Source organism: Clostridium sp. AF32-12BH (genome assembly GCF_003477935.1).
Taxonomy (GTDB): Bacteria; Bacillota; Clostridia; order Lachnospirales; family Lachnospiraceae; genus Brotaphodocola.
This window is the reverse complement of sequence record NZ_QUEH01000007.1, coordinates 55,569-67,935: the sequence shown is the minus strand read 5'-3', so window position 1 is coordinate 67,935 and position 12,367 is coordinate 55,569. Positions and strand designations below refer to the sequence as shown.

The window sequence follows — 12,367 nt, the reverse complement described above, 5'->3', positions numbered from 1 at the left end:
TATGGCAGTAGTAACAGTTTGTGATATTTGCAGACGTGAAGTGAAAAATAATGAAGGAATAGAAGTCACATGTTCTGATTGGAAGAAATTTATTCCAGGCAGTAAAAAATATAAATATAAAAGAAATTATACTGCAAAAATTTGTGATTCGTGTGTAGCGAATATCAAGAATTATTGTAGAGATTATCAAGAACAACAGGTATAAAAATGCGTTTTACGAGGAAATTATGAAAGTATATAAAGAGAAACAGTATCTTATTTTTGATTTCGAGGATGGACGCAATGTCAAGTATGATTTTGCAACACAACTAGCTATTGGCATCAAAGGAAATTATGTAAAAAATTTACAAGGGCAATTAAGAGGTGTGTCCATATGCAAAATGTGCGAGTCTTGTGAAGATAAAAATTATGCCAGCTTTTTAAGATTCGTTGATCGGCATGAACACTACATTACAAATGTTGGAACGCTGCTTAATAGAGTGCCAAAATATTCGAGATTTGAACAAATCTTTTCGGCTGGATTAAACATACATTACTATGAAGGTACGAGTTTTATGTATTCGATTTCTACGATTCCAAAATCGTTAATCAAATTATGTAGAACATATGATATACCTCTTAGAAATAAGTTAGTTCTTTTTTATAAAGAAAATCAAGACGCTCATTTAATTCCATTTCAACTTGATTTTGTTAGTCTATCGCAACAAGATATTATTTCCATTTGGCTTGCGCATAATCAGCACTACATACGAGAAACTATGCAATATTTATATAAATCATATTTCAATATGCTTGTTAATGATTTTGGATATAATGCAAAAGATTTATGGATGTATCTTGATAGAATTAAAACCTACGAAGCCATAGAAGATATGAGCTTTCTTATTCAAGAGTTATATGATTACGCTAATATGATGCACCAGTTGAGTGATAAATATGATAAATATCCAAGACATTTCTTAACTACTCATAAAATTGCTTGTAGAAATTACAATAGAATGAAAAAAGAATTTTCAGAAGAAATTTTTAAAAAGAGAATTACTAAACAATACGAATGTACATTTGGTGATTATATATTTATTTATCCAAAATCCACACAAGATATAAAGCAAGAAGCGTGTATGCAAAATAATTGTGTTGCATCATATATCGATCGAGTGATTAATGGTGAATGTCATATTTTATTCTTACGAAAAAAGGACAGACCGAGTGACAGTCTTGTGACGATTGAAGTACGAGACAACCATATTGTACAAGCGCGCAGAAGATTTAATGATCCGGTTACACCGGAAGATCAAGTTGCAATAGATGCATTCAATAAAAAATTTCAAAAAGAAAGGAAGATAGCATGATTATTAAAGGAGATAAAATTAAGCTTGTTCAGAAACTTGGCAACTTTGATAAAGTTGGAGATGTATTTACAGTTACCGGCGTAGACAGTGGAGTAATCTCATTCAATTGTTCTTATGGAACAGGGTGTATGACTTATGATGAGTTTAAAAAATACTTTGAAAAAGTTGAAAATCCAGTCATTGCTAAAAGAACATGGACTAAGTGGAAACTCAAAACCGTAACTTTCCTGAATCCTTTTAATGGTATTAGTTGCGCAATTGATGTACAGATGCGTGAAAACGGAAAGAAGGTTCAGGTCAGATTTGATCATTTGAGAGCAGAGGCATCATGCTATAAGGATGATAAGTTTGATGTCTCAAAAGGCTTCGATTTGGCAAAGAGACGACTCGTAATCAAATTGCTTGATAATGAAGTCAAGGAATATGCAAAAGGATTCTAAGAAACGATAAAACTTCGATTTCAAAGCTGCTATTTTGGAGGTAAAAATGGAAAAATTAAGAAAAATTGCAATAATTAACGGATATCCCAATTCCGATACAATCAAGGTTGTAGAAGCCCTTGAAAAACAAGGGTTTATTGTAGTAGATGATGATGAAAAGGAAGTTCATTGGAAAACCTGGCATGTAATGGAAAAAGTATAAAAAGACTTAAAACGTACATTTCATATGAGGTAGTAGAAATGAATAATGAAGTAAAGATTAGAAATGATAATGGCAAATATATTGTAGATGCCAACATTCATACAGAGATTGAAACTAACGATATAGCAAAAGTTCAAGAGAAATTTTCTAGTGATTGCGCATATTATTTTGCAGAGCAAATTCGATATGCTATAAATACCAGAGATGCCTTAGAAAATCTATGATGAAACGAGGAAAATAATGAACATAATTTTCTTAGATGTCGATGGCGTTCTCAACTGCTTTCAGTATTATGAAAATCTTCCTGAGTCCAGAAAATGTTCCAAACATACAGAAATTAATGATTATAATGTACAGATGCTTGCAAAGATTTATCATGCTTGCAATGCAAAAATTGTCCTTTCTTCCACTTGGCGAGAGTTAGATTGTGATAACCCGTCTTGTAAGTCGATGTATCAGTATCTTGTTGATTCTCTTGCGAAGTATGGTATGGACATTATTGATAAAACGCCAATTATTCACTTAATTAGACCATTGGAGATTAAAACCTGGTTAAATGAACGACCAAATAAAAATGATATTCGTTTTATTAGTTTGGATGATGATTTTACGAAGAACGACTACGTTCAATATGGAATCGGAGAATGTTTGATTAAAACAGAATTCTGGTCAGACACAGAAGAAACCGGTGGATTACAGGAATGGCATGTTGAGAAAGCTATTAAGATTTTGAATGGAGAAACAAATGAATAAATGGATTAGAAATATAATTTTTTCATTAGTATTGATTTTGGGAATTGTTATGCGTTTCATTCTTCAAGAAATGGCTTGGCAATTTGGGTTTATCTCTGGTCTTGGAATTGGTGGACTAATGGCGTTCAATTAAGGAGGTGATACGAATGGGAATGTATAATGAAATTCAGGGTGAAATTAAATGTGTAAATTGTGGAAAAGAGTTTGTTGCAGAAGAGCAGATTAAATGGGCTGATTGTATGTTAAGACTTTACAAAGTTGGCGATTCTATTCCGGCAAAAGACGGAGAATATGATTATGGTTCTTTTATGCGTCCAAAATTGATTGATCAATGTCCATATTGTAGAACGTGGCAGCACTTTAAAGCAATTGTAAGGAATGGAGCCTTAGAAAAACTGGAATCAACTACTCCATTTACAGAAGAGGAGTTGAAACAGATTAATGAAGAATTTAGATAACTAAGAAGGAGAACAAAAATGAAAGCATTGGTATATTTTGATGAATTCAAAGAATGCAAAGAAAATAAAAACAAAGTAACTGTCGATAAGAAAAGATTACAGGAAATTTTTGATGAAATTTACAATGCAGGATATGTCGATGGGGCCAATAAGAAAGATTCTTCGTTGACATGGACAATGCCAAAAACAACTCTTAATGAAATTACATGCGATAAATCATACGCAACTGGAACTGCGTTATTAAATAATAAAAATACATGATATGTATGATTGGAGATACAAAATGCAACTAACATGGAATGTATTTCTGTGCGATTCCCAATCCAAGCAGGTAGGAATGTACAACATTTTTGATCACAGTAAATTTCGAGAAGATGTGGAGGAAATCTTGTCACTGGGATTATCAAGAAACGGATTTGATTCTCGGTTAGAAAAAACATTATTATATTACTTTTTGTGTAAATCAGAATATGAAGTAATCATTTCACCGTGGATTGGTAAAGCCGATATATATACACAGGTCGAACTAAATTGGCAGCGGTTTTCCGACTATGTGTGGTCACAAAGAAGGTATAAATAATATGAAACCATACAGTGGTAAAGATCTTAAATATCGAGAATATACGATTGTAAATGACAAAGAGAACAAATATCTTATGATTTATGATCCATATGGGAATTATGTAAAACGAGTCGAAAATTCTAATCATGGTTGCATAACTTCATGCAAAGTAATTGTGGATATGGATATTAAAAAGAATAGATAAAACAATACATATTCTCTAAGCATTTTGCGGAGTGTATAAGCTCCAACCGCTTATCCTTTCTTTTTTCGGAGAGACACATCGTCTCAATAATCACTCTAAATCAGAATACGACCATAAATGGCGTGTATCTGGGAATATCCAGGCTTATCTTGGATGTTCCGTCAAGTGCTTAGAGAATATAAGTATATCAAAATACAGGAGGTAATTATGGGAACAATTACAATTTTACCAGAAACACCGAAAGATCCATTAGCGTTAATTGGCAGACGAGCAGGAATTTGTTGGAATGCCAACATCACAGATGAAGAAAGAAATATTAAACGTGGCAAGGAATGTATTGAGTCTGGTCACGGCAGAACAATGGAATTTGTAGATGTACATATGGTTATTGATGGTTATAGCGCCAGAGTAATGCGAGAGTATTACAGACATGTTGGTGGAATGACACCTTATTTACAGGCTTCAACAAGATATATCAATTACAAAGATTTTGAAATTATCAGACCGGCATCCATTGAGAAAAACAAAGAAGCATTAGTTGCTTTTAATACAGCGGCGAAAAATCTGCGAGACAGTCTCGAAGAATTAAAAAATTGCGGTGTTCCAAATGAAGATGTGGCAAACTTACTTCCTCTTGGAATGACAACGAAAACAGTTGAGAAGCGTAATCTGAGAAATCTTGTAGATATGAGCCATGTACGCTTATGTTCAAGAGCATACCATGAATACAGATTAGAATTATTCCCAGATATTATGAATGCTTTGAGAGAATATTCAGATCAGTGGGAATGGATTGTCGACAACCTGTTTAAGCCAAAATGCGAGGTGTATGGATTCTGCGACGAGAAGAAATCGTGTGGTAGAAAGCCAAGAAAGGAGAGTGCCAATGCGTAATCCAGATAGATTAGATGATTTTTATGCCGAGCTTTGCCGTATACATAAGGCTCATTTCCCGGATTGGCGTTTCGGGCAGTTCTGCTCTAATTTCTTCGGTTGGTTAATGGCTGAAAAGCAACAGGATTTATTTTTCCCAGAAGAGAGTCGGATGCTCAAATACTTGAAGGAATATGCAGGAGAGGAGATGGGTTGATGGACTATCTTGACAGAATCCCACTGCTTGTTGCTCAATTAAATGAGTATAGAGATGCGTATTATAACCGCTCAGAATCATTGATTTCCGATGCAGAGTATGATGAGCTGTTTGACCAGTTAAAATATCTTGAAGAAATTACTGGTGTTGTACTTGCCAATTCACCGACTCAGACTGTTGGATATGAAATCAAATCCGAGCTTGAAAAAGTAAAGCATTCTCATCTGATGATGTCACTTGACAAGACAAAACTTGAATCGGATTTGGAGAAATTTTCTAGTGGTCGAGATTGTGTTTTATCCTTAAAGCTTGACGGATTAACAATACTCAATTCATACGAAAACGGTGAATTAGTCCAGTCTGAAACAAGAGGTAATGCTGAAATCGGTGAACTAATTACTCATAACGCCAAAATGTTCGATAATCTGCCTTTAAAAATTCCTTGCAAGGACAAGTTTGAAATTGAGGGAGAGGCAATTATTACATATCAGGATTTTGAGAAAATCAATGAAACAATTTCAGATCCAGATAAGAAATACAAGAATCCTAGAAATCTTGCGAGCGGTTCTGTGCGCCAGTTGGATAGCAGCATTACAAAGAATCGTCATGTGAAATTTGTTACCTGGAAAGTTCCATTTGGCGTTAAGACATACTCAGAAGGCTTTGAACTTGCAAGAAGATATGGATTTGAAGTCGTACCGTGGGTTCCGTATAACAGTGCGACAGATAGTGTCCATGATCTGATTGAAATTTTAAAGCTGTTAGCCAACTCACAAGGTTACCCAATTGACGGCATTGTTATTTCGTATAATGATGTAACCTATGGCAAATCACTTGGAATGACTGGACATCATCCACGTCACAGCCTAGCTTTCAAGTTTTACGACGAAGAAGAGGAAACCACACTCAGAGATATTGAATGGTCAATGGGTAAAACTGGCGTTCTGACTCCTGTGGCAATCTTTGACGAGGTTGAGATTGACGGTACAAGTGTTCGTCGAGCTTCACTTTCAAACCTTTCCGTAATGCAGGATACACTTGGCAGACCATTTGTAGGAGAAACCATTTGGGTTACTAAGCGTAATGCTATAATCCCGAAAATCGAAAGAGCAGAGAAGTACGATCCAGATGTTCACGATTTGGAAGAGCTGAAATGGCTCAGTATTCCAATTAAATGTCCTATCTGTGGTGGTTTTACCGGAACAGTGAAAGACAACGATTCTGAAATGCTCATCTGTACCAATCCAGATTGTAAGGGTAAACTGCTCGGCAAACTCTGCCACGCTGCGAGCCGGGACGCACTGAATATCGACGGTATGTCAGAAGCCACTATAAGTACATTTATCAAACTCGGTTGGTTGACCTCTATTAACGATATTTATTCACTCAGTATTTACAGTGAGAAGATGAAAAATCTGGAAGGATTTGGAGCTAAATCCGTAGATAAACTGCTTGCTGCCATTGAGAAATCCAAACATACCACATTAGATAAATGGTTATATTCTTTATCAATTAATTTGGTCGGCAAAACAGCTTCCAAAGCAATCATGTCAAAGGTTGATTCTATTGGAGATTTCTTCAATGTGATGACGGTACACGGTGCGAAATATTTCAGTGATATTCCTGGTATTGGCGATGTTATTGTAAAATCTCTGGATGATTACTTCAATCAAAATTGCCATGAGATGTGGAAATTTTCTAAGAATTTTGAATTTGAGACAGTAAATGAACAGGCGACTTCCTCCAAATTAAACGGAAAGACTTTTGTTATCACCGGAACAGTAGAACATTTTGCCAACCGAAACGCTTTGAAGAAAGAGATTGAAGCAAACGGCGGCAAGGTAACTGGAAGTGTGACCTCAAAAACGGATTGTCTTATCTGTGATGACCCGAATAGCACATCATCAAAATGTAAGACTGCACATTCTTTGGGAATCGAAATCATTTCAGAGAATGAGTTTTTGGAATTATTAAATAAGTAAGAGGTGTCAAATGACAAAGAAGTTTTTAATTGTTGGGCGGAGTGCTAGTGGTAAAACTTCTATCGCTAGTGCCGCCTGTGAGCGGTTAGGACTAAAAATGGTTAAGTCTTATACAACTAGACCGCCTAGAAACGAAGAGGAAGCAACAGATTCCAGAGATCATATTTTTATCTCGGAAGAAGATTTTGTTCAGTATAAGGATGACATTGCTGCATATGCCGAAATTAACGGTAACAGATATTTTACAACAAATTCTACTTTGAGCGATGATAATGCCTGGAATGTGTATGTGATTAATCCAGATGCAATTCCACCACTGAGAGAAAAATACAAGGATAAATATCAGTTTATTATTGTATATGTGCGAACTACACAGTCCATTGCTAAAGAGAGAGCAAAGAAACGCAGTGACGATAATGTGTATGATTCTCGTGCTGAGAGTGAAAATGTAGAATTTACCACATTTGAGAAGTCTATGGCGTGGGATTATCATTTACTGAACAATGATACATTTGAGCGAGCAGTAGAAACCATGTGTAAATTTTTCAAGAAAGAATATAACCTGTAAAGGACGTGATACCAATAGACAAGAAAAGATTAATTGTGGATTTCGACAATGTTCTGGTCGATTCCACACAGGCGATCGTAGATCTATATAATGAAGATTTTCAATACTATAATGGCTTCAAAGCGGTTCGCGCATGTGATATGCATACATACGGTTTTAAAGAATTAACCTTAGCAAGCGAAGAGTATGTGAATCATCTTTGGAACAGACCGAGGTTTTTCAGTCGGTTGAAACCTATGCCATATGCGCGAGAAATCCTAGAAGTGTTAACAATTTGGTACGGTATTGAAGTTGCTACATTAGGCTTCTCACCAAGTTTAAAACAGAAAAGTTACTATATCAATCACAAGTTTCCTAATATTATCAAAAAAATCAATCTCATTAATTTCAAAGAATTCAAAGACAAATCCCATTTAGATATGACCAATGCGGTATTTATTGATGATCAGGCTAACAATCTAGTTAGCTCCAATGCTGTACGCAAAATCTGTTTTGGTGACGTAGAAGAATGGAATTCTAATTGGAGTGGAGAGAGATGTTATAACTGGCATGATGTTCTAAATGCATTAAATTATACAAACGATGAATCGATCATGGAACTGTTTACTTTACTTCAAACTCATATTAGTAAAGCAGGAATGGCGTATGCAAATTATTGTATGGAACATAAAACGACAGAGCAGTTAAGAAAATTTACTCAATGGTCAAGCACCGTAAAAACAAAAGTGTTTCAGATTATCTTTGATAATATTCCAAATATGACCATTGCTGATAGAGAAAGAGTTCTTCCGTTTGTCGTAGAAAAATTAAGCGATATTCATACGGCAACAGACTCTAACAATGAAACTGCACTTTTCAGAGTTTTACAGATAACAGTAGACGAAATATATGCAAAATTCATCAAAACAATAAGATTTTAAGGAGAACAACAAATGCATAAAAAAGAAATTCATTTAGAGAATTTAAAAATGGGTCTTGATCTGGTAAATGTTCTAACCACTTTCAAGGACGATGTTGACCTGAGCAAAGGTTCTATCTGTGTGGACGGCAAGTCTGTGATTGGTGTTAGTTCACTTGGCTATCCAACAACCATGGATGTAGTGCTACACAGTGACAACGAGATAACCATTGGAATCTTCGAGCGCTGCCTGGATAACTTTCTTGCAAAGGCGGTGGACGACGATTGATTGCAAACAGTGGAGAATTAATTAGGGAACTGAAAAAGAAAGAGGATGATTTCGTCACAGTTCTTGTAGACGACAGAGAATACATCATTGATTTTGTTAAAAGAAAACCAAGTCTTGAAGAATTTAACTCGTCCTATTTGCAACTTGTTTGTAGGGATGGGGGGAATGGATATATAAGGAGGTGATGCAACTATGTTTGATTATGGAACAATTATGGATTTGAGCCGGGTTACATTAAATGATTGCTTACTGATGTTCGAGGGCGGAAAGCTAGCAATTATCAATGACGGCGAGATTGTGAATTTTGAGGAGGATGAAGATTGACTAAGGTAATTAAAAGAGACGGGCGCAAGGTAGAATTTAATCCAAACAAAATTAGAGAAGCAGTATTAAAGGCGTTTGAAGATGTTGATAAGGAAGTAACGAGTCAGGCGAAGATTCAGTCATCCAATATTGCCAATTATGTGAAATCACTTGATCAGGATAGTATCTCAGTGGAAGAAATTCAGGACATTGTAGAGAATAAATTAATGGCAAGTAAACGTAAGGATGTTGCAAAATCATTTATTCTTTATCGTAATGATAGAACGCGTGTTCGCGAGAGCAAAATGAAACTTATGAATGATATTCGCGAGAAATTAACCGCTTCCAATGTTCAGAATCAGAACGCCAATATTGATGAGAAATCTTTTGGTGGCAGAGTTGGAGAAGCAAGTGATACCGTTTTAAAGCAGTACGCATTGGATAACTGTATGTCGGCTATGGCAAGAAACAACCACCAGAATAACGAGATTTATATTCACGACTTAAACTCTTATGCCGTTGGTATGCACAACTGCCTGAGCATCCCATTTGATGATTTATTAAAGAATGGATTTAATACAAGACAGACTGACGTAAGACCTGCACAGTCAGTAAATACCGCATTTCAGTTAGTTGCTGTGATTTTCCAGTTACAGTCTTTGCAGCAGTTCGGTGGTGTTTCTGCAACACATCTTGATTGGACAATGGTGCCTTATGTAAGAAAATCGTTTTTAAAGCATTACATTGTTGCTTACTTAAAACAGTCTCCTGATTTCCTTGATCTTGATTTACTGAATATGATGTTCGATACCTATGAAGAAGGTGGTATCATCAGAAACAAATTTGATGATTGGGTAGATGAACATAAGCATGAATTCTTTGAAAAAACTGGATTAAAAGAATCTGATTTCTATTTAGGAAATACGAATCTTGATAAGGTATTTTATCAGAGTGCATTATACGACACTATCAATGAAACGTATCAGGCTGCCGAAGGACTGTTCCATAATTTGAACACTCTGCAAAGCCGATCAGGAAACCAATTACCATTCACCTCTATTAACTATGGTACTTGTACAAGTTTAGAAGGACGTATGGTAATCAAGGCGCTTCTTGATGTGTCTATCAAAGGAATTGGTAAATTACATAAAACTTCTATCTTCCCGTGTAGTATTTTTCAGTGCATGAAAGGTGTTAACAGAAAGCCTGGAGATCAAAACTATGATCTGTTTAGATTAGCACTTCGTTCCACTGCGCAGAGATTATATCCAAACTATGCAAATGTCGATTGGAGTGGTAATGCAGGATATGACATTGAAGACCCTAGAACATATTTTAGTACGATGGGGTGCCGGACTGCTAACGGTTGGGATGTAAACGGATTCGGTCAGCTCAAAGATGGTAGAGGAAACATTTGCCCTGTTACCATTATCATGCCAACTCTGGCAATGGAAGTCAAAACTCGCATGATTGAGCAGTATGGAGCAGAAGCAGTCGCAGAAGATGAATCACATCTTGTAGATAGATTTATCGGATATCTTGACAATAAAATCTATGAAGCAAAGGATATGCTTATCGAGCGATTTAATTGGATTTCTCATCAGTCACCCGATGCTGCTAAATTTATGTATGAAAATCATGTAATGGCTGGATATGTTCCAGAAGAAGGAATTGTTTCTGCTTTAAAACACGGAACACTTGGCGTAGGTCAAATTGGATTGGCGGAAACTTTACAGATTCTTATTGGTTGTGACCATACTAGCGAAAAAGGTATGGCTCTTGCTAAGAGAATCGAAAAACTATTTCACGATAGGTGTAAAGAATTTAAAGAGGAATATAAGCTCAATTTTGGAGTTTACCTGTCTCCCTCCGAAAATTTATGTTATACCTCTATGAATAAATTTAAAGAGAAGTATGGCGTAATCAAAGATGTCTCGGACAAAGATTTCTTTACAAATAGCATCCATGTTCCTGTATGGATCAAAATGACTCCAATGGAGAAGATTGATATTGAAAGTCAGCTGACAGGGTACAGTAATGCAGGTTGTATAACCTATGTCGAACTCGATGGTAGTGTAAAGAACAATATTGATGCCATCGAGACAATAGTAAACTATGCAATGGATAAAGACATTCCATATTTTGCCATTAATGTACCTAATGATATGTGTACGAAATGCGGATATACAGATGACATTGCAAACAATTGTCCAATGTGTGGAGGAGACGAAATCAGAAGACTTCGTAGAGTTACTGGTTATCTGACTGGCGATTATACAACAGCCTTTAATAAAGGAAAGCAGCAAGAAGTTGAGATGCGTGTGAAACATCAGACTTTTAAATAAGAAAATAGAGAATGTTTGCATAGGGAAGATTTTCTTCTCTATGCTTTCATTGGAGATAAAAATGAATTATTTAGCAATTACTCACGAAGATGTTTGCAATGGAATCGGATTGAGGTGCGTAATTTGGTGTAGCGGTTGTTCACACGCTTGCCGCTTATGTCAGAATCCCCAAACTTGGGACCCGAAATCAGGTATTCCATTTGATGAAGATGCTAAACAGGCGATATTTAATAAATTATCAAAGGATTATATTTCCGGTTTAACTCTTTCCGGCGGCGATCCATTATTCAAAGATAATGTAGAAGAAATATATAAATTGGTAGTGGAAGTGAAGCAGAAGTTTCCAACTAAGAACATCTGGCTTTACAGTGGCTATACATGGGAACAGTTATTTGAGGACGATGACTTTGATAAACAAGAAATTTCTGCAAATCAATATCGTAGAGCAATCATTTTAATGTGCGATGTGTTTGTGGATGGAGAATATATTGATGAGCAACGTGATGTCACATTGAAGTGGTGTGGGAGCAAAAATCAACGCGTCATTGATATTTCAGAAACAATTAAAAAAGGAGAAATAGTACTATGGACGGAGTAACAGTATTGCAAACTATTCCGGCTGTTTTTCCTTTCGTTTCTAAGACGGAATTAGGCGTTGCATTAACCATATCATTATTACTCTTGGTTTATTGTGTTTGGTGTATGACACGATTTAGCAGTATTGATATATATTTCAAACTCAGTATGTTTCTGTTAGCTGTATGTCTTGTACTTGTATTTGTAATATGTGTGAAACACCCAGAACAATATAAAGTAACTCTGAGCAATAGTGTATCTTACAATGAGTTCGTTGCGCGTTATGAGATTATTGAAACAGAAGGAAATGTTCTCACAGTAGAAGAAAGAAAAGGAGAATAAGT

Annotated in this window: 20 protein-coding genes; all 20 read left to right on the top strand. The window is 35.7% G+C overall.

Annotation, left to right across the window (positions count from 1 at the left end):
* Position 1 precedes the first annotated feature (1 nt).
* Positions 2-205 carry a hypothetical protein gene (locus DWZ40_RS19260; protein ID WP_147354158.1) on the top strand — a complete coding sequence of 68 codons (204 nt, stop codon included), beginning with the start codon at positions 2-4 and terminating at the stop codon, positions 203-205.
* A gap of 22 nt (positions 206-227) precedes the next feature.
* Complete coding sequence (locus DWZ40_RS20025; protein WP_243035280.1) at positions 228-1,352, top strand: PcfJ domain-containing protein; 1,125 nt, start codon at positions 228-230, stop codon at positions 1,350-1,352.
* Entirely contained in the window at positions 1,349-1,792 is a 444-nt protein-coding gene (locus DWZ40_RS08320) for a hypothetical protein (protein WP_118542565.1), read from the top strand. Before DWZ40_RS20025 ends, DWZ40_RS08320 begins: the two co-directional genes overlap by 4 nt.
* Positions 1,793-1,838: 46 nt before the next feature.
* Positions 1,839-1,994 (top strand): hypothetical protein, encoded by a 156-nt coding sequence (locus DWZ40_RS19445; protein ID WP_182431669.1) that lies wholly within the window; start codon positions 1,839-1,841, stop codon positions 1,992-1,994.
* 38 nt (positions 1,995-2,032) lie between these two features.
* Complete coding sequence (locus tag DWZ40_RS08315) at positions 2,033-2,218, top strand: hypothetical protein (RefSeq protein WP_118542563.1); 186 nt, start codon at positions 2,033-2,035, stop codon at positions 2,216-2,218.
* A gap of 16 nt (positions 2,219-2,234) precedes the next feature.
* Positions 2,235-2,747, top strand: a complete 513-nt coding sequence (locus DWZ40_RS08310; RefSeq protein ID WP_118542561.1) for an HAD domain-containing protein — start codon at positions 2,235-2,237, stop codon at positions 2,745-2,747.
* Positions 2,740-2,880, top strand: a complete 141-nt coding sequence (locus DWZ40_RS19440; protein WP_182431668.1) for a hypothetical protein — start codon at positions 2,740-2,742, stop codon at positions 2,878-2,880. The genes DWZ40_RS08310 and DWZ40_RS19440 overlap by 8 nt, the downstream gene beginning before the upstream one ends.
* A 13-nt stretch (positions 2,881-2,893) precedes the next feature.
* Positions 2,894-3,205, top strand: coding sequence for a hypothetical protein (locus DWZ40_RS08305; protein ID WP_118542559.1), 312 nt, complete (start codon positions 2,894-2,896; stop codon positions 3,203-3,205).
* An 18-nt stretch (positions 3,206-3,223) separates the two neighbouring features.
* Positions 3,224-3,466, top strand: a complete 243-nt coding sequence (locus DWZ40_RS08300; RefSeq protein WP_118542557.1) for a hypothetical protein — start codon at positions 3,224-3,226, stop codon at positions 3,464-3,466.
* A 713-nt stretch (positions 3,467-4,179) separates the two neighbouring features.
* A complete protein-coding gene (locus tag DWZ40_RS08285) occupies positions 4,180-4,866 on the top strand; it encodes an FAD-dependent thymidylate synthase (protein WP_118542551.1) in 687 nt (228 codons plus the stop codon).
* Entirely contained in the window at positions 4,859-5,062 is a 204-nt protein-coding gene (locus tag DWZ40_RS08280; protein ID WP_118542549.1) for a hypothetical protein, read from the top strand. The genes DWZ40_RS08285 and DWZ40_RS08280 overlap by 8 nt, the downstream gene beginning before the upstream one ends.
* The gene (gene ligA, locus DWZ40_RS08275; RefSeq protein WP_118542547.1) at positions 5,062-7,044 is read left to right on the top strand and encodes an NAD-dependent DNA ligase LigA; all 1,983 of its coding nucleotides are present in this window, start codon (positions 5,062-5,064) and stop codon (positions 7,042-7,044) included. Before DWZ40_RS08280 ends, ligA begins: the two co-directional genes overlap by 1 nt.
* A gap of 10 nt (positions 7,045-7,054) precedes the next feature.
* Positions 7,055-7,612, top strand: a complete 558-nt coding sequence (locus tag DWZ40_RS08270; RefSeq protein ID WP_118542545.1) for a hypothetical protein — start codon at positions 7,055-7,057, stop codon at positions 7,610-7,612.
* 35 nt (positions 7,613-7,647) lie between these two features.
* On the top strand, positions 7,648-8,532 hold the full coding sequence (locus tag DWZ40_RS08265; protein ID WP_182431667.1) for a hypothetical protein: 885 nt from the start codon (positions 7,648-7,650) through the stop codon (positions 8,530-8,532).
* A gap of 12 nt (positions 8,533-8,544) precedes the next feature.
* Entirely contained in the window at positions 8,545-8,799 is a 255-nt protein-coding gene (locus tag DWZ40_RS08260) for an HPr family phosphocarrier protein (protein WP_118542541.1), read from the top strand.
* Positions 8,796-8,984, top strand: a complete 189-nt coding sequence (locus DWZ40_RS08255) for a hypothetical protein (protein WP_118542539.1) — start codon at positions 8,796-8,798, stop codon at positions 8,982-8,984. Before DWZ40_RS08260 ends, DWZ40_RS08255 begins: the two co-directional genes overlap by 4 nt.
* Positions 8,985-8,991: 7 nt before the next feature.
* Positions 8,992-9,123 (top strand): hypothetical protein, encoded by a 132-nt coding sequence (locus tag DWZ40_RS20305; RefSeq protein ID WP_279220643.1) that lies wholly within the window; start codon positions 8,992-8,994, stop codon positions 9,121-9,123.
* A complete protein-coding gene (gene nrdD / locus DWZ40_RS08250) occupies positions 9,120-11,447 on the top strand; it encodes an anaerobic ribonucleoside-triphosphate reductase (RefSeq protein WP_118542537.1) in 2,328 nt (775 codons plus the stop codon). The genes DWZ40_RS20305 and nrdD overlap by 4 nt, the downstream gene beginning before the upstream one ends.
* 61 nt (positions 11,448-11,508) lie before the next feature.
* Positions 11,509-12,045: an anaerobic ribonucleoside-triphosphate reductase activating protein gene (gene nrdG / locus DWZ40_RS08245; protein WP_118542535.1), complete on the top strand. Its 537-nt coding sequence runs from the start codon at positions 11,509-11,511 to the stop codon at positions 12,043-12,045.
* Positions 12,033-12,365 carry a hypothetical protein gene (locus tag DWZ40_RS08240; RefSeq protein ID WP_118542533.1) on the top strand — a complete coding sequence of 111 codons (333 nt, stop codon included), beginning with the start codon at positions 12,033-12,035 and terminating at the stop codon, positions 12,363-12,365. The genes nrdG and DWZ40_RS08240 overlap by 13 nt, the downstream gene beginning before the upstream one ends.
* Positions 12,366-12,367: the final 2 nt, after the last annotated feature.